Consider the following 26,331-nt stretch of genomic DNA (forward strand, 5'->3'; position numbering starts at 1 on the left):
ACGCGCGGTGAGGTCGCCGGTCACACCAACCTCGTGTGCCACTTTGGCCTCTGTCGTGTCACCCGATCGGCCGGTTCGGCGACCGAGACCGGCTGCACGTGGATGCTCGACGAACTGCCCTCGGACTACGGAGCGGGCCCCCCGCGGCCGCGGCATCGCAGCCCGCGCCGGCACGCCCGCCTGGCCAGGGTGACCGACCACGGACGGGACGCTCGGGCGGGGCGGACTGCGCGGTGACCATCGACAGTGGTTAACGTGAGCCCGTGAACGAGCGGCACACCCTGGTACTGATGCGGCACGCGAAGTCGGACTATCCCAGCGGGGTGGCCGACCACGATCGGCCGTTGGCCGCGCGGGGCCGCCGCGAGGCCGCGCTGGGCGGCGAATGGCTGTCCGCCAACGTGCCCGCCATCGACGCGGTGCTCTGCTCGACGGCCGCCCGCGCCCGGGAAACGTTGGCGCGCACCGGAATCGATGCACCGGTCAGCTACGTCGGGCGACTCTACGGCGCGACTCCCGGCGCGCTGATCGCGGAAGTCAACAAGGTCGACGACGGCATCGGCACCGTGCTGGTCGTCGGGCACGAACCGACGATCTCCTCGGTCGCACTCATCCTCGCCGACGGCCGCACGAATATCGCTGCGGCCGAGCGCATCTCACAGAAGTATCCGACATCGGGCATCGCGGTGCTACGCGTTCCCGATCGCTGGGCAGAGCTGGAACCGGGTAGCGCCGAATTGGTGGAATTCCACGTCCCGCGCCAAGGCACCCGAGGTTAGGCGTTGGTGGCCAGCGTCAGTTCCATCAATTTGATCGCCTGACCACAGGCATCGATGCCGGGCGCCTGGGGATTTACCCACCAGCCGACCACCCCGGCCGCGTCGCTGGCGACACCACAGGAGCCGTTGGGATCGTTGGGCCGCATCACGATCGAGTCGATGCCCTGGATCGAGCGGGTCTCGATCTGGTACTTCAAGCCCTCGGCAACCTTCCGCTCGTTGCTCAGGCTGCCCTGCTCGAACCAGAACCGGGTGATGTCGATCAGACCGGCCGGGTTCGCCGCCTGCCAGCGGCAGATCGCGCCCACGAACGTGCTCTGGATGTCCAACGGGTCGGCCCCCACCGTCTTCGCCAGGATGTCGGTGGTCAGGACTTCGCATTCCTTGAGCAGGTTCGGATACTGCTTCTCGGAGTTGTCGTTGCGCGGGACTCCGCCCCCGCCCGCCTTGACCGCCGCCCCGTTGACCGTCTTCGTACAACCGGTCAAGACCAGCAGAGCGGCAACAACGGCCACCGTCAGGGCTGCCAGGCTACGCATCCACCTGTTCATTTCGCATTCGCAATCGACTGCCGGGCCAATTCCTTGGCGATGTCACAGGGCGGCGGAAACGGCTTCTGGGCGAAACTGATCGACCATTCGATGAAGTCGTCCTGGAACTGGATGCCGACCTCACACAGCGACTCGCCGAGGTTGGCCTCGCTGTTGACCGCGATGAATCCGCTGTGACCGTTGATGTTGATGTCGTCGACGCTGGCGCGCGACACCTCCTCGGTCTTGCGTTCCCGCCCGATGGGGCTGCCGCGGTACCAGGAGAAAGAGAAGTGCGGGCCGGAGATACCACCGCCGGCCAGCCATTGGCAGCCCACGGAGTTCTTGGCGGTGTTGACCAGGCCGGTGATTCTGGTCAGCTGCGTGACCGTTTCGTCGCTGATGCCGCCGCACTGCGGGAAGAACGGCCCGTGCTTGCCCTCGGCGTTCCCAGGCGTCGACGGCACCGTCCCGCCGCTCGGCTTGTTGTCTCCGGAACCGCCGCAACCCGCAACCCCGAGCAGCATTGCCGCCAGGGTCAGCGCGGCCACGACCCGCGCCGCCAAATTACGCCGCACTGCAACCTCTTCTACTGCCCGTCACACGATGCACTGTAGCGGCACCGTTGCAGGTCAACCACCGACACGCCACCTGATCAGGCATTTCAGCCATGCAGGTCGGCGCGGTACCGGCGCGAGTGGGTGTGCGACAGTTACCCCATGCTCCTGGCACTGCTGCGCCAGTACATCCGGCCGTACCGCCGGCTGGTCGGGGCGTTGATGGCGCTGCAATCGATAAGCACGTTGGCGTCGCTGTACCTGCCGACGGTCAACGCCGCGATCATCGACGACGGCGTCGCCAAGGGCGACACGCTCACGATCGCGCGGTTGGGCGTAGTGATGCTGGTGGTCACCGGTCTGCAGGTGCTGTGTGCGGTGGGGGCGACCTTTTTCGGTTCGCGGATCGGGACGGGTTTCGGCCGCGACCTGCGGGCCGCGATGTTCGAGCACATCCTCACCTTCTCCGAGCACGAGACGGCCCGATTCGGCACACCGACGCTGCTGACCCGCAGCACCAACGACGTTCGCCAGATCGTGTTCCTGGTTCAGACCACGGCGACCGTGCTGGTCACCGCCCCGATCATGTGCATCGGCGGCGTCGTCATGGCCATCCACCAGGAGGCCGCGCTGACCTGGCTGCTGCTGGTCAGCGTCCCCGTCATGGCCGTCGCGAACTATTGGATCATCGGCCACATGCTGCCGATGTTCCGCAGCATGCAACGCCTGATCGACAACATCAACCGGGTGCTGCGCGACCAGCTGTCCGGGGTGCGGGTGGTCCGGGCTTTCACCCGCGAGGACTTCGAACGGGACAGGTTCGCGCACGCCAACCAGGCGCTGTCCGATGCCGCGCTGGGTGCGGGCAACTGGCAGGCGCTGATGCTGCCGGTCACCACCTTGACCATCAACCTGTCCAGCGTGGCACTGATCTGGTTCGGCGGCCTGCGCATCGACGCAGGGCGCATGCAGGTGGGTTCGCTGATCGCGTTCCTGTCCTACTTCGCCCAGATCCTGATGGCGGTGCTGATGGCGACGATGACGCTGGTGGTGCTGCCGCGTGCGTCGGTGTGCGCCGAACGCATCACCGAGGTGCTGGCCACCACCGCGGCCGTCGGCGACCCCGACCAACCACTGTTCCCGCCACACGGAATCACCGGGGCGGTCCGGCTGGACCAGGTCACCTTCACCTATCCCGGTGCGGACTGCCCGGTGCTGCAGGATATTTCGCTGACCGCGGCGCCGGGTTCCACGACCGCCATCATCGGCAGCACCGGCTCGGGCAAGTCGACGCTGGTGTCGCTGATCTGCCGGCTCTACGACGTCACCGCCGGCGCGGTGTCCATCGACGGCGTCGACGTCCGCGACTACCGCACCGAGCGGTTGTGGTCGGCGATCGGGCTGGTGCCGCAGCGCGGCTTCCTGTTCACCGGGACCGTCGCGGACAACCTGCGCTACGGTGCGGCCGAGGCGACCGACGAGCAGATGTGGGACGCGCTGCGCGTCGCCGCGGCCGAGGACTTCGTGCGACCGCACGGCCTGCAGATGCGGGTTGCGCAGGGTGGCATCAATTTCTCCGGTGGGCAGCGCCAGCGACTCGCGATCGCGCGCGCCGTCATCCGCCGCCCTGCCGTCTACCTTTTTGATGACGCGTTCTCCGCACTCGACGTACACACCGACGCTCGAGTCCGCACCAGCCTGCGCGAGGAAGCCAAAGAAGCGACGATCATCGTTGTCACCCAACGTATTTCGACCGCATCGCAGGCCGACCAGATTATTGTCGTCGACAAGGGCGGCATCGTCGGGGCCGGCACGCACGAATCCCTGCTGGCCGGGTGCCCGACCTACGCCGAGTTCGCGGCGTCGCAAGCGGTGGGGGCGATGCGGTGACCGCACCGATGAACGCGCGTCCCCGCGGCGCCGCCCCCGCCCCGCCTAACATGCGCTCCCGGGACTTCTGGGGATCGGCTGGCCGCCTGATCCGGCGACTGGCCCCGCACCGCGGGCTCAGTGTCGCCGTCATGGTGCTCGGTGTGTCCGGTACCGCCGTCGGAGTTGCCGTGCCGCGAATCCTCGGACACGCCACCGATCTGCTGTTCGACGGCGTGGTCGGACGCCGACTGCCGGCAGGCATCAGCAAAGCACAGGCCGTCGCGGCCGCCCGGGCCCGTGGCGACCACGCCTTCGCCGACTTGTTGTCGGGGATGAATGTGACACCCGGCCGAGGCGTGGACTTCGGTGCGGTCATCCGCACGCTGACGCTGGCATTGCTGCTGTATCTGGTTGCCGCCCTGCTGCTTTGGGGCCAGGCCCGGCTGCTGAACGTCACCGTGCAGAAGACCGTCACCAGACTGCGCAGCGACGTCGAGGACAAGCTGCACCGGCTGCCGCTGTCCTATTTCGACCGGCACCAGCGTGGCGAACTGCTCAGCCGCGTCACCAACGACATCGACAACATGCAGACGTCGTTGTCGATGACGATCAGCCAACTGGTGACGTCGGTGCTGACGGTCGTCGGCGTGTTCGCGATGATGCTGTGGATCTCACCACTGCTGGCGCTCATCACCGTGCTGACGGTACCGCTGTCGCTGCTGGCCACCCGGACGATCACCCGCCGGTCGCGGCGGCTGTTCCTGGCGCATTGGACCAGCACCGGGCGGCTCAACGCGCATATCGAGGAGACCTACAGCGGGTTCACCGTGGTCAAGACGTTCGGTCACCAGGCCAGCGCGCAAGCGCAGTTCCGCCAGCTCAACGACGACGTCTATCACGCCAGTTTCGGCTCGCAGTTCTTCTCCGGCCTGGTAGGGCCCGCAACGGGTTTCATCGGCAACCTCGGCTACGTCGCGGTCGCGGTGATCGGCGGCTTGCAGGTGGCCGCGGGACAGATCACCCTGGGCAGCATTCAGGCGTTCATCCAGTACGTGCGCCAATTCAACACCCCGGTCGGCCAGGTCGCCGCCATGTACAACACCCTGCAGTCGGGGGTGGCCAGCGCCGAGCGGGTGTTCGATCTGCTCGACGAGCCCGAGGACAGCTCGGACCGCCACCCCGGGCTGCCGGTCGCCGCCGACCGGCCCGGCCGGGTCGAGTTCCAGCACGTGAGTTTCGCCTACCTCCCGGGACACCCGGTGATCCACGATCTGTCGCTGATCGCCGAACCGGGCAGCACGGTGGCCATCGTCGGGCCGACCGGCGCCGGCAAGACGACCCTGGTGAATCTGCTGATGCGCTTCTACGAGGTGCAATTCGGCCGAATCCTGATCGACGGGGTGGACATCGCCTCCCTGGACCGGCACGCACTGCGCTCCCGGATCGGCATGGTGCTGCAGGACACCTGGCTGTTCGACGGCACGATCGAGGAGAACATTGCCTACGGCCGGCCGGACGCCAGCCCGGAGGAAGTGGTGGCGGCGGCCAGGGCGGCCTACGTGGACCGGTTCGTGCATACGCTCCCGGCCGGATATCAGACCAGGATCAGCGGCGACGGCGGCAACATCAGCGTCGGCGAGAAGCAACTCATCACGATCGCCCGCGCCTTCCTGGCCCGCCCGCAACTACTGATCCTGGACGAGGCGACCAGTTCGGTGGACACCCGAACCGAACTGCTGATAGCCCGCGCCACCCGCGAACTTCGCCGCGATCGGACCAGCTTCATCATTGCGCATCGCCTCTCGACGATCCGGGATGCCGACCGCATTGTGGTCGTCCAGGAGGGGCGCGCGGTCGAACAAGGCAGCCACGCCGAACTGCTGGCGCGCCGCGGTGCTTATTACGAAATGACCCGGGCATGAATCTGGCTGGGGTCGGACGCGGGCTGTTGACTGTCGTGCGCGCCGATGGTTATGCAGGAAGAGCTGGAGGCCACCGTTAGGAGATGTCGATGAAGCTCCCACCGCGTGCCGACCGCCGGGGTCTGGTCGCCGCCGCGCTGGCCGTGGCGCTGGTGCTCGCCGGCTGCGGCAGCAACGGGTCGACCGGCGCGAGAACATCCACCGGCACCACCGCGGCCACCAGGGCCGAGGCGGCGACGCTGCTCAAATCGGCCGCTGAGGTGATGCGCAAAGTCACTGGCACGCACCTCAAGGTCGCGGTGCAGGGTGAGGTGCCCAACATCGGCGTGCGCAAATTCGACGGCGACGTCTCCAACACACCCCAAACCGCGGCCACCGGCATTGCGACGGTGCCGCTGGGCGGTGACAGTCAAGAGGCCCGATTCGTCTTCGTCGACGGGCATCTCTACTGCGATCTGGGCCAGCCCGGCTCATACACCGATTTCGGCACCGGCGCCTCGATCTACAACGTCTCGGTACTGCTGGATCCGGGCAAGGGATTGGCCAATCTGCTGACCAACCTGAAGAACGGTTCGGTGGCCGGCAGCCAGCAGCTCGACGGGGTCGCCACCACCAAGATCACCGGTGACTCGTCGGCCGACGACATCGCCACGCTGGCTGGCGTCCGTCTGACCGAAGCGAACGTCTCGACCGTGCCGACCACCGTTTGGACCGCGTCGGACGGGTCGTCCCACCTCGTGCAGGTCCAGATCTCCCCCACCGCGAACGCATCGGTAACGCTGAGCATGTCCGACTGGGGCAAACAGGTCACCGTGACCAAACCCGGCTAGAGAGTAGGAATTCTTGATGACGAGCAGCTCCCGGCGGCGGCTGACGGTTACCGTCGCCCGGTTGGTGGGCGGTGCGGCGATCGCGGTCGCCCTGGCGCCCGCCGTCCAGGCCGCCGACTCCTACGGCGCCATCGCGTACGCCCCTAACGGCATGTGGGGACGCTCGCACGGCACTCCCGCCAAGGAGGACGCCGAGGCTGCAGCAGTGAAATCCTGCGGGTCCACCGAATGCAAGGTGATGATCAGCTTCACCGGGTGTGGCGCCGTCGCCACCAAAGGCGGCGGCGGAGATACCGAATATCAGGCCGGGACCGGTCCGGATCTGCGCACTGCGATGAAAGAAGCCCTGGGCAAGCTCCCCGGCGGCTATATCGACACCTGGTCCTGCAACTGACGCCGGTCGCCGACTATCCGGTCAGATAAACATGATTCGCGCAGTCATCGGGTCGGCAGCAGCGCCGGCCGGTCACGCCAAGAAATCGTAGAGATAACCAGAAGACCGACGCCGCAGCCTTTTCTCAAGCACTCCGCACCGCGGACCAACAACCCGGAGAAAAGGCAGCACCGATGACCGGCATCAAGATCACCAGCATCGCAAAGACCGCCAAGTTCGCTCTGGTCGCCACTGCGGCCGCCGGCGCTCTTGCGCTCGGACTCGCCGGACCCGCCCAGGCTTCCGGGAACGGTCCCATGTACGGCGACCCGGTTGCCGCCGAGAAGTACTGGCAGCACCAGAAGTACGACGACTGCGCCATCATGTCCAGCGCCGAGGTGGTCGGCCAGATCACCGGCAAGCTGCCCTCGGAACGTTCCATCGTCAAAGTCGCCCAATCCACCCCGAGCGCCTCGCACTCCGGCTCCGTCTACGTCAAGCCGGCCGACAAGAACGACCCCAACTCCGGTATGGGAACCGACCCGTACGACCTGCCGACGCTGTTGGCGCACTATGGGATTCACGCGGACAACAGCCACGCATCTGGAATCGAGGCCCTCGAACAGAACCTGGGCAGCGGACACGCCGTGATCGTCGTACTCAACGCGGAGATGATCTGGAACAAGCCGATCGAGAAGAAGGGCAGCAACGGCCAGCCCCGCGCCGACCACGCCGTGGCGGTCACCGGCATCGACGCCGCGAACGGCGTCGTCCACCTCAACGACAGCGGCACCGAGAAAGGCAAGAACGAACAGATCCCGATGGCCGTGTTTGTCAAGGCCTGGGCCACCGGCCGCAACTTCATGACGGTCACCCGGGAGACCCACAAGTGACGTGAGGCCCGGGCGTCTGGGCGGGCGGGCAGCCACCGGTGTGACACCGGACCGGCTGCCCGCCTTCGTTGTGTGCGCGGCGCAGTCGAGTGCCCCAAGAATTCGCCCAGATTCCAAGAAGGCCGCTGCCCCAACCTTTTCTCGACGACGACACAGAAGGGGACAGACCATGCGCGGCAGGCTTCTCATCCACGCCAAGAGCATCCTGGTGGTCTTGGCGGTCACGGTCTTTGGCGCCACCGGACTGGGCCTGGCCGCCCCGGCTGGCGCGGCCGCCGGCATCACATACGGCAACCCTGCCGCGGCCGCCAAGTGGTGGCGCTACCAGAAGTACGACGACTGCGTCCTGATGGCCAGCGCTGACGTGGTCGGCCAAATGACCGGTAGCGAACCCGAGGAAGAGGCGATCATCCGCGTCGCGCAATCCACGCCGAGCACCATGCATCCCGGCTCGATCTACATCAAACCCGTCGACGAGAAGAACCCGAACTCGGGCAACGGAACCAGCCGGATGGACATCCCGACGTTACTGGGGCACTACGGCATCGGCGCTCAGATGACCGACGAGAGCAAGGCGGAGAAGACGGGCCTCGCGACCGGAGTGAAGGCCCTGGAACATTACCTGGGCGCCGGACACGCGGTGATAGTCAGCGTCAACGCCGAAATGATCTGGGGTGAGCCGGTCGAGAGCAAAGACGACGACGGTAACCCGGTATCCGACCACGCCGTGGTGGTGACCGGCGTCGACACCGCCCGTGCGGTCGTACACCTCAACGACAGCGGCACCCGAACAGGCCGCGACGAGCAGATCCCGCTGGAGCTGTTCCTCAGGGCGTGGGCCACCAGCCACTATTTCCTGGTTTTCACCGGCGGAACGGTGAGGTGACGCGGCGCAATTTCGCGATCTGTGCCCCAATTCATCGCGAACCCGGCATTGGGCCTCGCTCTGCATGCTCCTGCGTCGTCCGGCCTCGGGTTACGGCAGGGCAATCAGTAGCGCGATGATCCACGAACTTCCTGGTGCGATGCCCCACAATGACAGGACCCGCAGTGAAACGATTCGTAGAGGTCGAGAGACAATAACGAGGTCTCGGTACGGTGCCCGGCCCGGGCATCGATAGCCGCGTAGGACCCGGAATGGCTGGTAGCGCGATGGACGTAAGTCTCGAGTTCGGTGTGCTCGGACCACTTGAAATGAGCATCGGCGGCACGCTGGTGCCATTGGGCACCCCCAAACAACGGGCGGTGCTGGCCATGCTCGTCATCAATCGCAACAGGCCTGTCGGGGTCGACTCGCTGATCACCGCGCTCTGGGAGGAATGGCCGCCGTCGGGGGCGCGGGCCAGCATCCACTCCTACGTGTCCAACCTGCGCAAGCTGGTCAGCGGCGCCGGGGTGGACTCTCGCGTGGTGTTGGCCGCGGCCCCACCCGGTTACCGGCTCACCATTGCCGAGAACACTTGCGATCTGGGCAGGTTCATCGCGGAGAAGACGGCGGGCGTGCACGCCGCCGCCGCGGGCCGGTTCGAACAGGCCAGTCAGCATCTGTCGGCGGCGCTGAAGGAATGGCGCGGGCCGGTCCTCGACGATCTGCGCGACTTTCAATTCGTCGATTCGTTCGCCACCGCGTTGGTGGAGGACAAGATCATCGCCCACACCGCCAAGGCGGAAGCCGAGATCGCCTGTGGCCGGGCCTCGGCGGTGATCTCCGAGCTGGAGGCGCTGACGAACGAGCACCCCTACCGGGAACCGCTGTGGGCGCAGCTGATCACCGCCTATTACCTCACCGACCGTCAGTCCGACGCCCTGAACGCCTATCGCCGGGTGAAGACGACGCTCGCCGACGACTTGGGCATCGACCCGGGGCCGAACCTGCGCGCGCTCAACGAGCGGGTGCTCCGCCAGGAACCACTCGACGCCAAGCAGACCGCGAAGGTCACCGCCGTCGGCACCGTCACGGCGCTCGACCAGCGCACCATGGCTGCCAGCCAGCAGGTCACCGCCTACCTGCATGACCTCGCCACCGGGCGGGACTACCAGCTGCACGGGGCCGCGACCCGGATCGGCCGGCTGAGTGACAACGACATCGTCCTGGACAGCGCGAACGTCAGCCGGCACCACGCCGTCATCGTGGACACCGGAACCAACTTCATCATCAACGACCAACGCTCGTCCAACGGTGTGCATGTGCGCCACCAGCGGATCCGCGTCGCCGCCACCATCAACGACGGCGACCATATCCGGATCTGCGATCACGAATTCACGTTCCGGGTCACCGCGCGCACCGAGGCCTGACGGGGGCGCCGGGACAGCCGTGAATGTAGCTGTCGCACAATACTTTCGTTGCGCTCTAGGGTAATTGCGCCGCGTACTCGAGCCGGCCGATCGGCAATCCGGCATGGCCTTTCAGGGATTGGCCGAGGTGGCTTTCGTTCCAGCACACCGCGACCGCCCTTATTTATCCTGGATCCAAAACCACGTCTACGATATGCGTGTGCCTAGAAAATCTGTGGCGGCCTCCACTCGCGGAACGGCCATCGACGCTGATTCCAAATCCGCCCGCACACGGGCCCGAATCCTCGATGCCGCGGCACACGTCTTGAGTGCGAAAGGTTTTGCCGGTACCAGACTTTCAGATGTCGCCGAGTATGCCGAGCTGCAAGCGCCCGCGATCTACTACTACTTCGGCTCCCGCGAGGAACTCATCGAAGAGGTGATGTATTGCGGCATCGCCGATCTACGCCAACACGTGCAGGAGTCGCTGAACAACCTGCCGCCGGAGACCTCGCCGTTGGATCGGATCATGACTGCCGTCGAGGCCCACTTACGTCATGAACTCGAGATCTCCGACTATGCCACCGCCTCGATCCGCAATTCCGGACAGATCCCCCAGCATCTGCGCGCTCGACAGCTCAAAGAGGAGGCGAGCTACGGACGGGTGTGGCGCCGGCTGTTCGACAACGCCAAAGCCGACGGGCAAATCCGGTCGGATATCGATCTGCGTTTCGCGCAACTGCTGGTGCTCGGGGCTCTCAACTGGGCAGCAGAATGGCGCGATCCTCGACGCGACTCCGTCGACAATATCGTGGCCACTGCCCAATCGTTGATCCGCCACGGACTGAACATGCAGGAAAGTCCGCAGGTGCGCGGGGCCCGCAAGGCACGTACATCGACCGCTAAGCGGTGAGATCACCACCACTGGCGACAGAAGCCCCAGCTTTTTGATTCTATGTTAAATTATGTAGGTGACTGAAGCCTTCATCGTCGATGCGGTTCGGACAGCGGTGGGTAAACGCGGAGGGGGATTCGCCGAAGAGCACCCCGCGGACATGGCCGCCCATGTCATTCGTACCGTCGTCGAGCGACACGACCTGGATCCCGAAGCCATTGACGACGTCATTCTCGGCTGCCTGGACAACATCGGCTCCCAGGCCGGCGATATCGCACGGACAGCCGCCCTGGCCGCAGGCCTGCCCGAATCCGTACCCGGCGTGACGATCGACCGGCAGTGCGGATCGGCGCAACAGGCGGTGCATTTCGCCGCACAGGCCGTGATGAGCGGCACCGCGGACCTGATCGTCGCCGGCGGGGTACAGAAGATGAGCCAGTACCCCATTCTGAGCGCGTTCGCCGCCGGCGAACCGTTCGGCTCGGTCGATCCGTGGACCGGATGTCGCGGCTGGGAGGCCCGGTACGGCAACCAGGAGATCTCGCAGTTCCGCGGCGCAGAATTGATCGCCAGCCAATGGAAACTGAGCCGTGAGGACAACGAAAGATTTGCGCTGACCAGCCACCAGCGCGCCGCTGCCGCGATCGCCGAAGGTCGATTCACCCGCGAGATCACCCCCTATGCCGGCGTCGTGAACGACGAAGGCCCGCGACCCGACACCTCCCTGGCCAAAATGGCCAAGCTGCCCCCGCTGACCGAGGGCGGCGTACTGACCGCGGCGGTGGCCAGCCAGATCTCTGACGGCGCCGCAGCACTGCTGATCGCATCCGGTGAGACCGTCGAGCGCTTCGGACTGACGCCGCGGGCCAGGATTCACCACATGTCGGTGCTCGGCTCCGATCCGGTGATGATGCTGACTGCGCCGATCCCAGCCACCCGCCACGCGCTCAAGCGAACTGGGCTGTCGATCGACGATATCGACCTGGTCGAAATCAACGAGGCGTTCGCACCGGTGGTCCTGGCCTGGCAGGCCGAACTCGAAGCCGACCCCGCTCGGGTCAACGTCAATGGTGGGGCGATCGCCCTCGGGCACCCCATCGGATGCACCGGTGCCCGCCTGATGACCTCACTACTGCATGAACTCGAACGAACCGGTGGCCGCTACGGCCTGCAGACCATGTGCGAAGGCGGGGGGCAAGCCAACGTTACGATCATCGAGAGGATCTAACGGTGCGCCGCGCTCTGTACGGTCCCGACCACGAGGCGTACCGCGAGACTGTCCAAGAGTTCCTAGCTCGAGAAGTGGTTCCCTACCAGACTGATTGGGACCGCAATCACCAGATCGACCGCAACGTGTTCGCCAGTGCGGCGAAGGCGGGCGTCTACGCCCTCGAGGTCGACGAACGCTACGGCGGCGCCGGAGAACACGACTACCGCTACCGGATGGTGGTCTGCGAGGAGATCGCCAAAGTCAACGCTTTGTCGTTCGGCCTGACCGTAAGCCTCCAGGACGACCTGGTGCTGCACTACCTGCTCGACCTCACCACCGAAGAGCAGAAGCAACGTTGGCTGCCCGCTTTCGCCGCCGGCGAACTGATCGGCGCCCTCGCCATGACCGAACCGGGCACCGGAAGCGATCTCAGGGGTATCCGGACCACCGCGCGCCGCGACGGCGAGAATTGGATCCTCAACGGCCAGAAGACGTTTATCTCCAGCGGCATCATGGCCGACCTGGTCGTGGTCGCCGCACGCACCAACCCAGAGGCCGGTTCTCGCGGCTTCAGCTTGTTCGTCGTCGAGCGCGACACACCTGGGTTCCGGCGCGGACGTCAGCTCGAGAAAATCGGACTTCCCGCGCAGGACACCGCCGAACTGTTCTTCGACGACGCGTTGTTGCCCGCCGAGAACCTGCTCGGAGAAGAAGGCCGCGGACTGCAGTACCTGATGAGTCACCTGCCTCGCGAGCGGCTCGGCGTCGTTGCGCAAGCAATTGCGACCACGCGCGCAATCTTCACGCAGACGGTCGAGTACTGCCGACAGCGCAACGCATTCGGCCAGCCACTCACCGCCAATCAACACATCCGCTTCGAACTCGCCGACATGGCCACTGAAATCGACGTCACCGAGGCGTACGTCGACAAGTCGGTCGAGGCCTTCAACGCCGGGGAACTCTCCCCCGTCGACGCCGCGAAGGGCAAATGGTATGTCAGCGAACTCCAACGCCGAGTGCTCGACCGCTGCCTGCAACTACACGGGGGCTACGGCTACATGGTCGAGTACCCGGTCGCCCGAGCCTATCTCGACACCCGTGCCCAAACCATCTACGGCGGGACGACGGAAATCATGAAGGAACTCATCGGCCGCGAGCTCGCCGGCTGACCACGCGACTTTCCGGAAACGACTACTAACGAAATCTTAATATTTAATATATATTAGACTCTGCGCTCGAGTTGTCCGGGCCACGGCGAGTTTGCAGCGGCGGGCTCTAGGCCACGTGTCGCAGAGGCGCATCGACGACGATGCGCCGCCAAGGCGAAAGCTGGCCGCGGCCGTCCTGGTAACCACCCGAACTTGCCGTGGCGGGGTGAATTCATCCCCCGCCACGGCATCGCCCACCCCATCCCGTCGATTGCGTTTAACACCGCATAGAAATCGTGCGACGTTGCCTGCCATCTCCGCGCTTCAGGCGTATATGGAAGCCTTCAAATGCCGCCTAGAAATTTGTTCGGACACGCAGCGGTGCGACGGCGATAACTGGCTAGAATCAGTTGATGACCAGGTCGGCTGAGGTGGCTCCGGGATCAGCCAACAACACCGCGTCCAAGTCAGCGCAGACCCGACGCCGGATCCTCGACGCCGCCGCGCACGTGTTGAGCGCCAAGGGCTACGCAGGATTGCGCCTCAACGACGTCGCCGCACAGGCCGAACTGCAGGCACCGGCGATCTACTACTACTACCCCTCCCGCGATGACCTCATCGAGGAGGTGATGTGGGCCGGCATCGCCGACATGCGAGAGCACGTCGTCACGGTGCTCGACGCCTTGCCCGACGACGTCGGCGCGCTGGATCGTCTGCTCGCCGCCGTCGAAGCGCATCTGCGACATGAACTCGAGATATCGGATTACACCACCGCTGCGATCCGCAACGCAGGCCAAGTGCCGCAGGCGATCCGGAAGCGCCAGATCCTCGAAGAGCAACGCTACGGCGAAGTGTGGCGACGACTGATCAACGACATGGCGCGCTCGGGAGCATTGCGCGCCGATCTCGACTTGTACCTGGCGCAGATGCTGGTCCTGGGTGCCCTCAATTGGGCAGTCGAATGGTGGGATCCGCGGCGCGGTTCGCTGGATATCGTGGTCGCCAACGCCCAGTCATTCGTCCGTCACGGGCTTTCCGAGCCGTCGGTCGACTGAGCGGACGCAGTTTTCGCCCAGCCGATTTCAGCGTGCTACTCAGGGAGCGCCAGGTGAGTGATGCGCAAAGATCTTGTCCGTCACCAGCAGAGCCGTCTCTGCGCACGCCGTCGTGCCGCCGTTGGCGTATTCCTTGACGCCGTCCCCGACATTCCACAGCCCGGCGAACGGGGTGTCGTGCGGCAGGTCGAATCCGGCCACCGCTCGTTGCGGCGGCCAGTCGTCCCGGGTGACGGCGACACTCAGCACCCGCGCACGCTCGTCGAAACCGTCGACGTTATCGCGCAGATCCTCGAAAAGCAGCTCGGTTTCCGCGGTTTCGTCGAAGTCACCGATGGACGGCTTGGGCACCGAGGTCCCGACGTACAGGTGCCACCCCGGCGGCGCCATCTCGGGGCAGATGTCGGTGAAGTTCGCGATATAAGCCAGTCGCCGTGTGGTGGCGAAGCTGAGCATCCCGGGAACATCGACCAGGCGATCGCGGCTGGCGAAGTTCACCGAGATCATTGCTGTCGGGCGATCTCCCTTCTTGACCAGGTCGAGATAGTCGGCTGGAACGTTCTCCTGTCCGAGCAGCTCGACGGTCGCGGCGGGCCCCACATCGCTCACCACGATCGGTGCATCGATGGTGAGGGCCTGGCCGTCGCGGATCACTTCGACGCCGGTCACCCGGCCGTCGCGCAGCACGATCCGGCTGGCCGGTGTCGAAAGCCACACCTCCCCGTTGGACTCCACCACCTCGGCCAGACCGCGCCACAGGCCGATCGTGCCCTGCGGATGAAAGCCGAATCGCTTGAACGCACTCTTGCGGGTGAAGTAGGTGAGAAACACCCGGGCCGGTAGGTCCTCGGAACCGACGGCGAAGATCGATGCGCACATGTTGCGGAAGATCCCATGTACGCGTTCGTTTTTGGTGAAACGTGACACCCACTCGGCGGTGCTGATCTGATCTTCGGGCAGGCCGGTGTCGTTGCGGGCGGCGCCGATTCCGGCCACCAGCTTGGCACCCTGCCGGGTGAGCTTGCCCAGCAGCAGACCCCACCCACCGCCCGTCACGTCGACGTTTTTGCCGCCGATCCGGTACAGGAGTGCGGGTTTGGGTTCACGGATGTCAAACGGTGCACCGACCTCGGCGCAGATCTGCTCGGTGGTGCCCCCCACCTCGATCACGATGGCGCCGGTATTGACCTTGAAGCCGTCGATGTCGTCGGTGGAGGCCCGTCCCCCCACCTTGTCCAGGCGCTCCACCACGAGTGTGCGGTAGCCATGGTGGGCGAGCCGGGCGGCGGTGAACAAACCGCCGGCGCCCGCGCCGATGACCACGGCATCGAATTGTGTTGAATTCATTCCGGTTTCCCTCCTCAGTAGGATCGGGGCAGGCCAAGCGACGTTTGGGCGACGTAGTTGAGCACCATTTCGCGGCTCACCGGCGCGGTGCGCATCAGCCGGGTCACGAACCACAGCTCGGAAAGCCCGTATTCGTGCGACAATCCGTTGCCCCCGTGGGTCTGAATCGACTGGTCGAGCGCCTTCAGCGCGGCTTCGGAGGCAGCGAATTTGGCGATGTTGGCGGCCTCACCGGCAGGCTCGCCGGCGTCGAACAGCTCCGCGCTGCGCTGAGTTGCCATCCGACCCAATTCGACCGCGATATGGCATTCGGCCAGCGGATGAGCGATGCCCTGATGGGCGCCGATCGGTGCCGACCACACGCTGCGCTGCTGGGCGTAGTCCACTGCCTTGCCGATCGCGTATCGTCCGATCCCGCTGGACAGCGCGCCCACCAGGATCCGTTCCGGGTTCAGGCCGTCGAAGACCTGCCGAAGACCGTTGCCGGCCAGACCGATCAGCGCCTCTTCGCCGACCTCGACCTCGTCGAGGTACACGGTGAATTGTTTGTCCGGCGAGACGATCGACGTGTCGATCGGCGCATAAGTCAGCCCCGGGCTGTCAGTCGGAACCACGAACAGCGATAGCCGGTTGCGCTGTGCGGTCGAATGATCCGCGTCCCGGGCCACCAGCAGGATTGCCTCGGACTGGTCCACCGCGGAGATGTAGTACTTCGACCCCGAAATCACCCAGCCGGTATCGGTGCGGCGGGCGGTGGTCTTGACGTTGTGACTGTTGGAGCCGGCGTCGGGTTCGGTGAGGCCGAACGCCATCTTCGTGCTGCCGTCCGCGATCGGCGGTAACCATCGCCGCTTCATGTCCTCCGAAGCGTGGCAGGCCAGGATGCTGCCGCAGATCGCCGGCGATATGACCCAGATCAATAGCGGCATTCCTTGTGCGGCAAGCTCTTCCACCACCACAACCGCTTCGGCCATTCCTCCCCCGCCACCGCCGTAGTCCTCGGGTAGATGCAGGCCGAGCAGTCCGGCGGCGCCGAGGTCGTTCCACAACTCCTCGATTCCCGCGCCGGTGCGCCCGCGCTCCAGAAAGTACTCGGGACCATATCGCTTGGCGATACCGGCAACGCTCTCCCGGATGGCCTTATGCTCAGCTGAATCGTTGATCAGTCCCATGTCCTACCTTCCGGTGAAGCGCGGGGCACGCTTTGATCTGAAGGCCGACAGCGCTGCTGCGGCATCAGTGGTTTCGGCGGTGGCCTGCAGTGCCCCGATCTCGTGCTCGAGTTGGGTGCTCAGGTCGTTGTGCCACGAGTCACGCAGCAGTGCCCGCATCCGGGCGAATGCGCTGGTGGGTCCCTGCGCCAAATCGGTGGCCAGCGCCAGCGCCCGGGTTCTCAGCTCGTCGGCCGGGACGATCTCGTTGATCAGCCCCCACTCGAGCGCCTCGGCGGCTTCGATCGGCGTATTCCGCAAGTAGGCCTGCGCGGCCCGGCGTGCGCCGATCAGTCGCGGCAGGTGCCAGGTTCCACCGCCGTCGCCCGAAAGCCCAAGCGCGGCAAACGCTGTCAGGAACCGGGTGCCCTCAGCCGCCAACACCAGATCGGCGACGTAGACGAAGCCGAGCGCACCGCCGGCGACGCCACCGTGGGCGGCGGTGACGATCGGCACGTCAACGCGGCTGAGCATCCGCAAGGCCTCATGAAAGGGCTTGGTCATTCGCGCCAGCTGTTCGCCGTACGCTGAGCCGTTCGAGTCGAAGCTGTCGATGTCGCCGCCGACCGACAACGACGGCCCGTCGCCACAGATCAGTACCGCGCGAAGGGATCGGTCGTCGGCAATTCGTCGGGCCACGACCAGCGATTCGTCTGCCATGCGCGGGTCGATCGCGTTGCGAACTTCGGGCCGGTTCAGGCGGACGGTCGCCACGGCGTCGGTCACGCGATAGTCGATCGTCGCCAGCGGCTCGCCGAGCGCCTCGACCCACGCGGCGCTGTCGGTCAGTTGTTCCAGCGACGTCATCCGCCCGTCGTCGGCGAAGCCGATCACGTGATGAAAGGCCGCGTCCAGCTTGTTGCCCGACCGCCGCGCCGTTCCCAGGTAGCGACCGACGACAAGCAGGCGGCCGTCGTCGAGCAGATGGAACGCGTCGGCATGGGCCATCACGTCGTAGTGGCGACCGAGCTGCCACCAGAGTTCGCGGCGCATCGCGTCGGGGCCAACGTGCTCGCCCCCCACCCCCAACGGCAGGCCCGCGGTAGCGCGTCCGATGAACTCCGGATGCAGCAGCACCGCGAGTGTTTCGCGGTCGCCGGCGGCCAGCGCGTCGTAGAGCCGCCGAACAGCGCCGACCTTGGCGTCGTAAGGCGGCGATGCATCGGATGCGTCGGCCACTGCTGGGAACCTCCCGTTCCGAACGAGCATCACTCGACAACTTATTTAATATCTGTTAGGCGACTCAGTGACCAGCTTATCGGCCTATCCAACCCAGGCTAGCAGATTTTTCTATTATCTGTTAAATTCTTTTCACCGGCTGGACGCGGCGTGGCCCGAGGAGGCTCTGTGACAACGACAACACGACGGACGACGGCCGCAGGCGGGCGAAACAGGAGCTCGGACTACACAACTCTTCGGCTTGGCCTGTGGTCCGTGTGTCTGTACGCGGGCCTCGGCTTGCTGGGCTTCGCAGTGCTCGCCGGCTTCTGGCCACCGCCGGGACAAGACCTGGACGCCTCGGCCATTTCGCGCTACTTCCACGCCCACCACACCGGCATCCAGCTGGGGATGGTGCTGATGGTTGTCGGCGCTCCCTGTTACTACACCTGGAGCGCTGCGGTCTCGAAGATCATCGGCCGGATGGAAGGTCCGATGGGTGTGCTGTCGACCACGGAACTACTGGGTGGCCTGATGACGGGTGTGGTCACCGCGGTGCCTGCCGTCGTATGGCAGGCGGCGGCATTCCGGGCTGAAGTGCGCTCACCCGAATCCGTGCAGACGCTGTACGACCTCGGCTGGCTGTTCTTCGACCTCACGTTCATGTTCTCGCTGCTGCAGAGCGTGGCGCTGGGTGTCGCCATCCTGCTCGACCGGCGCGCACGTCCCCTATTTCCGCGCTGGGTGGGTTACCTGTGCTTTCTCACCGCGGCGCTCTACGTTCCGCTGAGCCTCGTGCCGTTTGTCCGAACCGGCCCGTTCGCCTGGCATGGGTTGCTGAACTTCTGGGCCGTTTTCGTGATGTTCTTCGTACTGATCGCCGTCGTGACGCCGTACGCGTTGCGCGCGGTGGGCCGGCTCGAACAAGAAGACTCCGCCGCTGCGAAATAGCCTGTGGCTCAACGCCGTCGCGAGGTGGCAGCTTGACCGACGATGCGGTTGGTGGGACTGTCCTTGGTCGCAATCGGGGAATGGCCGTCGGGGCAGTTGTAGGCGCTGCCGGGACCGCAGACCCCGCCGGTGCGCCATTCGCGGTCGACGAATGGCTTGGCCATTACCGCGTGCATACCCCAGTACGAGTACGGGATGTTGTACGTGACCAGCATCGCGAGCTGGCATGCGCCCATGATCGCCAGGAAGCGCGCGAAGGTGCGCAACCGGCCGCTGCGGATGCGCAGCGCGTTCAGGCCTCGTTCGGGCAGACTGCGGCCGTGGTCGTCGCGGAAGAAGTGCAGGCTCGCCAGAGCGGTGTAGGTGCCCGCCCAGCTGATCGTCTCGTAAACCGGGAACTGGTGGTCGGTGCCGGCCCACAGACTCAGCGCCGGCACCACGCTGCCGTAGTTGAACAATTGCGTACGGGTGATGAAGCTCTCCAGCACGATGTCGAAGACGCTAAACGCCAAGTAGGAATACCCGACGAGCCGCAGCCACGACATCGTGGCGTTCTTGCTACGCAACCGGGCCATGAAACGAGAGCCGGCGTAGGCGGGAATGCCGACCAACCAGAAGTAGGCCGACAGCGCCCACAACGACAACGGAACCAGCTCACTGTTCGGACTCGACCAGCCGGGGATATGACTGGTCCAGCTGCCGAAGTTTATCGACGTTGTGCTGTAAAGGAATTGGACGGAGTTCCAGTTGATCCAGGGTTCTTGAAAACACAACGTGACACAAGCCAGGAAGAAGAGGCCGTCGAAGGTGAAGCGGCCAGTCTTGATCTTGGGCCGGATCACGAACCACCACAGGATGGCCACCGAGACAACCAGCGCGAAGATCTCCCAGCCGCGGATCAATACGACGTACCAGTCGGGTTCTGACCCCCGGCCCCTGGTGTTAGTGCGAAAGTCGCCGCTGACTATCCACGCGGTCCACACGTAGAGCATGAGTCCGAGCCAGAGCGCGCCGTTGAGAACCCACAGTCTGGCGGCTGAGCCGCGGTCGGCAGGACGCTCGTCGACGGTCTGCTTGGCCGCTGTGCCGAGTGTCATCGCACGCTTCTCTCAGCCCCGGCGCTACGGACGGGGAATCGAAACACCCGGACCGGGGCACGGATTGAGGCCGCGAGACGCCTCGTCGCCCGGATAGGCGCACATCTGGTTGATCATGTGCGACGGATATCCGTCCGGGAACGGCCCGGAATGCAGTGCCAGGAATTGATTCGGCACGAAATAGAAGATCGCGAACGCCGCATGTACGCCGCCGAAGATGGCCAGGAACTTGACCCATTGGCGCTTCGCCGGACCGGCTCGCAAACCGTCGATTCCGCGTTCGACGATGGTCCGGTTGCGGTCGTCGCGAAAGTAGCTGAGCGCGGCGATCGCGCCCAGCCCGAATCCCGCGAAGAAGATTGGTTCGGTCAAGGGCAGCTGATATGTTTTGCCGGAATACAAACTCAGCCAACGGATTCCGCCAGGATAGGCGTAGATGCCCAGCCGCAGCAGGATCGATTCGATGATCGTGTCGATGACGATCAGTCCGAGGAACAGGATGGCCCACACCGCCCACGCTGACAGCGCCGGACGACGGGCCTTGATCTTGCGGACGATGAAGAGAATCAGCATCACCTGGGAGAACACCAGAGCGGTGTAACCGGGTAGGCACACGAAGATGGGTTCGGGTAGTCGATCGGCGTGCGGGCTCACCCATCCGGGCCAGGATCCGGTGGCCCAGGCGCCGAAGTTGACCAGGCCGGAGTTGTAGAGCAGCGTCACCGATGTGTAGTTCATACACATGTCCCAGAAGAAGATCATCGCGCCCGACAGTGCGAGCATGCCGTCGGTGGTCAGCCGGCCCTCGCGGCGCCAGGGCCGAATTACCCAGGCCCACAGTCCTATTGCCGCTCCGATTGGAATGGCGATCTGCAGCACCAGGAACAGGCCCTGTTGGCCGCCGCTGATCGGATCGACACCGGGGTGGCTGGGCCGGAAGTTCGGGCCGAGGATCCAGCGCGCGAGGACATAGAACTCGAAGGCCAGCAATGCGGCTCCGATGACTGCCCATACCACGACGGCCGGAACGCTCCGCCGCGATTCGGGCGCGGGATCGGCGGCCAGTCCGCGGGCCGGTGCCACATGCGTCGTGATTCGCGTCATTGGCTCGCACTCCTTCGGCGCCGCGGTGGCGATCTCTGGCGAGCCTAGCTTTCGGAGTAACCACTCACAATAGTTGAATGACTATTTACTTTGATTGACTTGGGCGGCTGACCGCAGCCGTTCCAGTTCGATCGCCTGATCCGCGACAATCCGACGCAGTGTCTCGTTCTCGGCCCTCACCTGATCCAAGTGCTCGTCCCGGCGACGCGCGGCAGTAGCTCGCGCCGCCCAGTAGTGGTCCCAGCTCTCTTCGCTGACCACGGATGGCTTGTCCGCGGGTGGCCCGTCGGCAGAGTGCTGCAACACTTCAATGCCGGCCAGGATGTCGAGCAGGTCGTCGGCACCGGCGCCACCCAGCGCTGCGGCGACAAACGACCGCACGACCTCTGCCGTGTGGACCGTGTCCTCGGGAGTGGAGGCCGCGGCCGGTTCTCGGTATGCAGCGTCGAGCGTGATCAAGAAGATGATCCCGATAACCGCACGCGAGAGGAAGGAAGCGCTGACCCCGTGCCCGGGCATTCCGTCGAGCGCGACGCCCACCTTGTTCTCGAACCGGTCGAACAGCGGCACGATCTTGTCGTTGTAAAAACGCCGGCCCTCGCGGGCGTCGCTGAACAGTGCGACGCCCAGCAGCGGCAATACCGCCGCCATTGTCTCGAGGAACGATTCGTAAAAGGCCCGACTGCCCGGCCCCTCCCAGTCCAGTAGTCCGTCGGCCCCGCTGATCACCCCTTCGACGAACTCGGCAACCGGTTCCACGACGGCGACCTCGAAAAGTTCCTGCTTGGAGGTGAAGTGGCGGTAGAGCATGCTCTCGGCCACACCGGCGGCGTCGGCGATGGTCGATGTCCGCGCCCCGGCCAGTCCGCTCGAGGCGAAAACCGACTGCGCCGCGGCGATGATCTCGCGGCGACGTTGCGCGCCGGTGAGTCTGCCCCGCCCGGTTCTTGACCCCGGTGCAGCTGCCCGCGGTGGCGTCTGCCGTGTTGTCACCAGCGCTCCCTTCGGCCAACCGTGTTGGTCAGTGCAAGCCACTCGAGACAATAGACTAGATATTCACATTTTGTGAGTGCGCAATCACTACAGTACGGTTCGGACTGGAAACCTGAGCCGCTCGGCGACCAGCCAGAGAGAGAATAAGCCAGCAACGTCGTGTATGGCGGCCAGGCAGAGGTCTTCAAGATCCTGCTCAGAAATGTTTCGTGGCAAGGGTTTCGACGCTGTGCGTGTGAACTGGGCAGCGCGGGGGAGAAAGTCGCGTCGACCGTTAGCGGAATCGGCGCACGGTGCGCTCGGTTAACCCCCAACCTTCGTCGCCGCCCCAGGTGAAGCGTGTGGTCGCCTCGGCCAGCCAGTGCGACGCGGTCGGCTCGGGGTCACGTCCGATCACCATTTCGCTGGTTCCGGCCATCGAGAGCGTCGCCGCCTGACCCGGCTCGGCCGTGATATCGACGATCCCGCGCTCGGTTTCGAACCGGAGCAGGTACGGGTCCTGCCCCTGCTCGAGCACATCGATGAGCGGTGCGTCGGAAACGATTTGGGCATTGATCCGGCCACGACCGTCGTCGACGGTGACGTGAGACAACACCTGTCCCTGCATCGTGAGCAGATGAAAGATCATAAAGCTGCGACCGTCGGACCACTGGCCGTGGATCCAGCAGTGGTGATCGATCGGGGCGAAATCGCGTGGGCCCCAAGAGTGGTCGCGCAGTCCCGTACCGGCCAAGTCGATGCGTTCGTCTCCAAAGGAGATGAACCCGGACAGGTCGCAGTTCTGCTCGTAGTGGGTGTGTCCCCAGGACTGGCCGCTCATGTCCATGTCGAATGCCGGACCGCGAGCGGTCCAGGTGACCTCCATGTCGACCCCGATGCCAAGCCCATCGGTCAGCGATCCGGCGCGCAGCTGGTCACCGGTCACCAGCCGTGCCAGACCGTGGAAATTCTTGGTCCATTGGGTGAATGGTTCATCGCAGCGATAGGTCAGCGCGGGGCCCTGCGGACCGCGGTCATCCGGTAATCGGGCCGTGCCTTTGGCGCAGAGGTATCGGTCGTCCGGCAGGTAAAAGACGTAGAAGTCCTGCCACGTCCTCGGATCGAATGCGGTACGACCCTGATGCAGCCAATGGGCGCAGCCAACCTCCGGAAACACGGCGTGGCTCAGGTAGTTCTCGGACCACAACGGCTCGTCGACGATCGCGTGTGGCAGGTCGTCTTCGTCCGACAGAAACTCGGGCCGCAGCCTGTCAGAAGTCCGGCGAAGCTCGGATGGTTGCGCAGCGGTCATTGATCGGTCCTCCAAGACCATTCGGTGATTCCATAACCGACTTCACCGTCCCATTCGAATCGGCTCGCGCCCTCGAACAGGTGATGCGAAGCGGTCGCCCCCGGCGCCCCGAGGATCAGTTCGCTGCCATTGTCCAAGGCCAGCGGAACGGCGGTGAGGATTCGGCCGCGCAGCTTCCCGACATCGCCGTCGGTGCGTCTGAACTCGACCTCGTAAGCATCGCTCCAATGCGCGGGCGGTCGTGGGACGGGCAGCTCGCCGACCTTCGTGATCGGCCGCAACTCGCGGTCTAGTTCATGACCGTGCTCGAGCAATCCCCCGCCGGCCGGGGTGACGTGATGGAAATACATGATCCGTCGCCCGCTGGGGAACTCTCCATAGATCCATACGTGATTACCCAGCTGCGTGAGGTCGCGTGGCCCCCACGAGTGGTCGCGGATGCCGAATCCACTCAATTCGAGTTGCTCATCTCCGAAGACCAAATGGCCTCGAACCCGGCAGTGTTGCTGATAGTGAGCCTTGACTTCGGCCCACACTTGCTCACTCATATCCATGTCGAAGGTGGGACCAGCACCTTCCCAGACGAGGTCCATGTCGACCGCGAGATGCGGCCCGTCCGGTAGCGGGCCGCTTCGCAACTGATCGCCCGATACGAGTTGTGCGAGCCCATGAAAGGACTTGCGCCAGCGCTGAAATGGCTCCAGGCACTCATACGTCAGACCGGCGCCGAACACCGATGCCTGCGCGTCGGCGGGGACTGCCCCCTTGGCGACGAGGAAGCGGTCCCCGGGAAGCATGAAGGTGAATATCGATTCCCAGAAGCGTGGGTCGTGCTGCGGGCGGGACTGATGAAACCAGGCTCCCGCCTTCGCCGACGGAAAGCACACGCCGCTGAGATAATTTTCCGACCACATCGCGACGTCGGTGGGCGCCTGATGAAATCCTTCGTCGGCGTCGCGGAGATAGACGGGCCGGTCCGGTGATGCAAGCCGCTGACTCATCCCACTTTCGCTTCCGGTCCGACGGTCCTAGCCTGGCTTGTCACCTGCCCGTTTCCGGACGACTGCGGCGCCCGATTGACAGCCGGGCTTGCAGTGGCGGGCGCCATGGGCCGGCGCCGGTACAGAATCCGGTCGACCAGTTTGCTTACGGGCCCACCGTCGGTGTTGCGCAACACTTCTCGCGCACTATTACGACCTGGCCAGCCGCTCAGGAAGGCCATGGGGAAGGCGCCGGCGGCACTGTGCCACAAGCCTCGGACCGGCGTCCGGTACGCCGATAGCGACGGGACGGGCCGGAACGGACCCATGTTCGCCATCGTGCAGTCGACGTGCTCGTAATTGCCGACGTTGTAGCGGGTGACGAAATCGTCTGGGCTGGTGAGGTCGACGTCGATGATCGCGTCGCGAATGTCGGGGCAGTACCGGGCGAAATTGTCCAGCATCAGGTCCGCGTAGCGCTGGCGCTCCTCGGCCCAGCTGCGCCCGTCCGACAGTCGTACCGGCGTGTTGAACGCGTACATATAGCAGGTGTCCCCGTCGCTTCCGGGCGGTACGAGCGTGCGGTCGTAGATCGAGGACGTGATGTGTTGGATCGGGATGTCGGGGCTGAACTCTCCGCACGTGGCGAGGTTGGCCGAGCGGTTCATGTACTCCATGTCGTCGCAGATCGTGATGGCCGAGAGTGCCTCGTCTTCGCGGCCCGCGCCGTGAAACGGGAACCGGAGCCGGCGGTCCAGCGCGGCGTCGAGTTTGAACGTGTAGATGTTGGCGTGCAGGTCCTGGATGCCGCGCATCTCATCCTTGACCTCGTCCGGCACGATCGCCGGATCCAGTAGGCGGTTGACGAGATGATGAGGCGGGATCGCGGCGATGACCTGAGGCGCGGCAAACTGGCGTCCGTCGGCCAGTCGCACGCCGCGGGCTCGTCCGGCGTGGGTGAGGATCTCCTCGGCGCGGGCGTTGGTGAGGATCTCCCCGCCATGGGCTGTCACGCACCGCGCCAGAGCCTGCGTGAAGGCTCCGGTTCCCCCGACCGGGTGACGCACTCCCCACTCGTGCAAGCCGCAGATCAGCGAAAGGTGCAGCCCTGTCCCCTGCTCCCAGGCGGGGGCGAAGCTGGCCAGCGAGTAGCAAGCAAGAGGGACCTTGATCTCGTCGCGCTCGAAGTATTCCTCGCAGACGGCCTCGATCGAAGAGATCATCGCCCGTGCGCCCCGCGCAATGTGCTTGCGGCCCTTGGCTGCAACCGTCAGCATCTCCCACAGGGCCTGTGGACGCACTCGGAACGGATGGCCCTGGAGATAGGGCAGCGCCGCCTTCAGGGTCACCGTGATTTCATCGACCAGCCGGCCGTAGTTCCTGGCGTCCTTCTTGGAGTAGCGCGCGATCTCCTCCACGAGCCGGGCTCGGTCGCGCCAGATCGGCATCACTTGCCCATGCGGCCCCAACCAGGTCAGCAATGTGTCCGGGTAAACCCAGTTGAGCCCGTACTTGTGCAGCTCGAGCTCCTTGTCCACCGACGGCTGGACACCGGTCAGCAGAAATTCGACCGAACAGGGATTCACGAAATACCCTGGCGCATTGGGCATTTCCATCGTCCATGCCAGGCCACCGACGACATCGCGCGCTTCGAGCACGAGCACCTTCTTGCCCGCTTTCGCCAAGTACGCGGCACTCGTCAACCCATTGTGTCCGGCGCCCACGACGATCACGTCATACATGTGGAACCTCCCGCTCGAAATCTGCCCACCCCATCGCGATGCTTAAGCTACTAGCCATCGAACTCAATGTCTAGATGCGAAGTATTCGGACACGCCGTCGTCCCTCAAGCACGGGCACC

Annotated in this window: 24 protein-coding genes; 13 read left to right on the forward strand and 11 right to left on the reverse strand. The window is 65.0% G+C overall.

Translation table 11 applies throughout. The annotated features are described in order from the left end of the window. Positions 1-263 precede the first annotated feature (263 nt). A complete protein-coding gene (locus tag MKCMC460_RS21560; RefSeq protein WP_236976936.1) occupies positions 264-779 on the forward strand; it encodes a histidine phosphatase family protein in 516 nt (171 codons plus the stop codon). On the opposite strand, the gene MKCMC460_RS21565 is transcribed toward MKCMC460_RS21560, so the two are convergent. Further along, positions 776-1,318 carry a DUF3558 domain-containing protein gene (locus MKCMC460_RS21565; RefSeq protein ID WP_236976937.1) on the reverse strand — a complete coding sequence of 181 codons (543 nt, stop codon included), beginning with the start codon at positions 1,316-1,318 and terminating at the stop codon, positions 776-778. The two genes, MKCMC460_RS21560 and MKCMC460_RS21565, sit on opposite strands and share 4 nt — an antisense overlap. 8 nt (positions 1,319-1,326) lie before the next feature. Next, the gene (locus MKCMC460_RS21570; RefSeq protein ID WP_236984314.1) at positions 1,327-1,836 is read right to left on the reverse strand and encodes a DUF3558 domain-containing protein; all 510 of its coding nucleotides are present in this window, start codon (positions 1,834-1,836) and stop codon (positions 1,327-1,329) included. Positions 1,837-2,028: 192 nt separating this feature from the next. Here MKCMC460_RS21570 and MKCMC460_RS21575 point away from each other — a divergent pair, with 192 nt between their 5' ends. The 11 genes from MKCMC460_RS21575 (at position 2,029) to MKCMC460_RS21625 (ending at position 14,338) form a co-directional block, all read left to right on the forward strand. Continuing rightward, on the forward strand, positions 2,029-3,756 hold the full coding sequence (locus MKCMC460_RS21575; protein ID WP_236976938.1) for an ABC transporter ATP-binding protein: 1,728 nt from the start codon (positions 2,029-2,031) through the stop codon (positions 3,754-3,756). Continuing rightward, positions 3,753-5,660 carry an ABC transporter ATP-binding protein gene (locus tag MKCMC460_RS21580; RefSeq protein WP_238304784.1) on the forward strand — a complete coding sequence of 636 codons (1,908 nt, stop codon included), beginning with the start codon at positions 3,753-3,755 and terminating at the stop codon, positions 5,658-5,660. Before MKCMC460_RS21575 ends, MKCMC460_RS21580 begins: the two co-directional genes overlap by 4 nt. A gap of 89 nt (positions 5,661-5,749) precedes the next feature. Then, positions 5,750-6,490 (forward strand): LppX_LprAFG lipoprotein, encoded by a 741-nt coding sequence (locus MKCMC460_RS21585; RefSeq protein ID WP_236976940.1) that lies wholly within the window; start codon positions 5,750-5,752, stop codon positions 6,488-6,490. Positions 6,491-6,506: 16 nt separating this feature from the next. After that, on the forward strand, positions 6,507-6,884 hold the full coding sequence (locus MKCMC460_RS21590) for a DUF4189 domain-containing protein (RefSeq protein ID WP_236976941.1): 378 nt from the start codon (positions 6,507-6,509) through the stop codon (positions 6,882-6,884). Positions 6,885-7,057: 173 nt separating this feature from the next. Next, positions 7,058-7,756: a C39 family peptidase gene (locus MKCMC460_RS21595; protein WP_236976942.1), complete on the forward strand. Its 699-nt coding sequence runs from the start codon at positions 7,058-7,060 to the stop codon at positions 7,754-7,756. A 169-nt stretch (positions 7,757-7,925) separates the two neighbouring features. Then, positions 7,926-8,642, forward strand: coding sequence for a C39 family peptidase (locus MKCMC460_RS21600; protein ID WP_236976943.1), 717 nt, complete (start codon positions 7,926-7,928; stop codon positions 8,640-8,642). 251 nt (positions 8,643-8,893) lie between these two features. Beyond that, entirely contained in the window at positions 8,894-10,051 is a 1,158-nt protein-coding gene (gene embR / locus MKCMC460_RS21605; protein WP_238304785.1) for an ATPase/transcriptional regulator EmbR, read from the forward strand. A gap of 193 nt (positions 10,052-10,244) precedes the next feature. Beyond that, positions 10,245-10,943, forward strand: coding sequence for a TetR/AcrR family transcriptional regulator (locus MKCMC460_RS21610; RefSeq protein WP_238306033.1), 699 nt, complete (start codon positions 10,245-10,247; stop codon positions 10,941-10,943). Positions 10,944-11,001: 58 nt separating this feature from the next. Then, complete coding sequence (locus MKCMC460_RS21615; RefSeq protein ID WP_236976946.1) at positions 11,002-12,153, forward strand: acetyl-CoA C-acetyltransferase; 1,152 nt, start codon at positions 11,002-11,004, stop codon at positions 12,151-12,153. A 2-nt stretch (positions 12,154-12,155) separates the two neighbouring features. Beyond that, a complete protein-coding gene (locus tag MKCMC460_RS21620; protein ID WP_236976962.1) occupies positions 12,156-13,304 on the forward strand; it encodes an acyl-CoA dehydrogenase family protein in 1,149 nt (382 codons plus the stop codon). 392 nt (positions 13,305-13,696) lie between these two features. Further along, on the forward strand, positions 13,697-14,338 hold the full coding sequence (locus MKCMC460_RS21625; RefSeq protein WP_370652941.1) for a TetR/AcrR family transcriptional regulator: 642 nt from the start codon (positions 13,697-13,699) through the stop codon (positions 14,336-14,338). 39 nt (positions 14,339-14,377) lie between these two features. Here the strand turns inward: MKCMC460_RS21625 and MKCMC460_RS21630 are convergent, their stop codons facing one another. Genes MKCMC460_RS21630 through MKCMC460_RS21640 form a run of 3 tightly spaced genes read right to left on the reverse strand, consistent with a single transcriptional unit; the run spans position 14,378 to position 18,075 of the window. Next, positions 14,378-15,685: an NAD(P)/FAD-dependent oxidoreductase gene (locus MKCMC460_RS21630; RefSeq protein WP_238304787.1), complete on the reverse strand. Its 1,308-nt coding sequence runs from the start codon at positions 15,683-15,685 to the stop codon at positions 14,378-14,380. 14 nt (positions 15,686-15,699) lie between these two features. Continuing rightward, the gene (locus MKCMC460_RS21635; RefSeq protein WP_236976964.1) at positions 15,700-16,857 is read right to left on the reverse strand and encodes an acyl-CoA dehydrogenase family protein; all 1,158 of its coding nucleotides are present in this window, start codon (positions 16,855-16,857) and stop codon (positions 15,700-15,702) included. A 3-nt stretch (positions 16,858-16,860) separates the two neighbouring features. Further along, complete coding sequence (locus MKCMC460_RS21640) at positions 16,861-18,075, reverse strand: enoyl-CoA hydratase-related protein (protein WP_238304788.1); 1,215 nt, start codon at positions 18,073-18,075, stop codon at positions 16,861-16,863. A gap of 255 nt (positions 18,076-18,330) precedes the next feature. On the opposite strand from MKCMC460_RS21640, the gene MKCMC460_RS21645 reads away from it, so the two are divergent. Beyond that, positions 18,331-19,005 (forward strand): hypothetical protein, encoded by a 675-nt coding sequence (locus tag MKCMC460_RS21645; RefSeq protein WP_238304789.1) that lies wholly within the window; start codon positions 18,331-18,333, stop codon positions 19,003-19,005. Positions 19,006-19,013: 8 nt separating this feature from the next. Here the strand turns inward: MKCMC460_RS21645 and MKCMC460_RS21650 are convergent, their stop codons facing one another. The 6 genes from MKCMC460_RS21650 to MKCMC460_RS21675 all read right to left on the reverse strand — a co-directional run bounded on the left by MKCMC460_RS21650 (position 19,014) and on the right by MKCMC460_RS21675 (position 26,212). Continuing rightward, positions 19,014-20,102: a spirocyclase AveC family protein gene (locus MKCMC460_RS21650; protein WP_236976970.1), complete on the reverse strand. Its 1,089-nt coding sequence runs from the start codon at positions 20,100-20,102 to the stop codon at positions 19,014-19,016. A 24-nt stretch (positions 20,103-20,126) separates the two neighbouring features. Next, complete coding sequence (locus MKCMC460_RS21655; protein ID WP_236976972.1) at positions 20,127-21,206, reverse strand: spirocyclase AveC family protein; 1,080 nt, start codon at positions 21,204-21,206, stop codon at positions 20,127-20,129. Positions 21,207-21,287: 81 nt separating this feature from the next. After that, positions 21,288-22,199, reverse strand: a complete 912-nt coding sequence (locus MKCMC460_RS21660; RefSeq protein WP_238304790.1) for a TetR/AcrR family transcriptional regulator — start codon at positions 22,197-22,199, stop codon at positions 21,288-21,290. A 274-nt stretch (positions 22,200-22,473) separates the two neighbouring features. Next, positions 22,474-23,490, reverse strand: coding sequence for a hypothetical protein (locus MKCMC460_RS21665; protein WP_238304791.1), 1,017 nt, complete (start codon positions 23,488-23,490; stop codon positions 22,474-22,476). Next, positions 23,487-24,491: a hypothetical protein gene (locus MKCMC460_RS21670; RefSeq protein WP_238304792.1), complete on the reverse strand. Its 1,005-nt coding sequence runs from the start codon at positions 24,489-24,491 to the stop codon at positions 23,487-23,489. The genes MKCMC460_RS21665 and MKCMC460_RS21670 overlap by 4 nt, the downstream gene beginning before the upstream one ends. Further along, positions 24,488-26,212 (reverse strand): NAD(P)/FAD-dependent oxidoreductase, encoded by a 1,725-nt coding sequence (locus MKCMC460_RS21675; RefSeq protein ID WP_238304793.1) that lies wholly within the window; start codon positions 26,210-26,212, stop codon positions 24,488-24,490. The genes MKCMC460_RS21670 and MKCMC460_RS21675 overlap by 4 nt, the downstream gene beginning before the upstream one ends. Between the last annotated feature and the right edge of the window lie 119 nt (positions 26,213-26,331).

The sequence above is a fragment of the Mycobacterium sp. 20KCMC460 genome, from assembly GCF_022179425.1.
Classification (GTDB): Bacteria; Actinomycetota; Actinomycetes; order Mycobacteriales; family Mycobacteriaceae; genus Mycobacterium; species Mycobacterium kiyosense.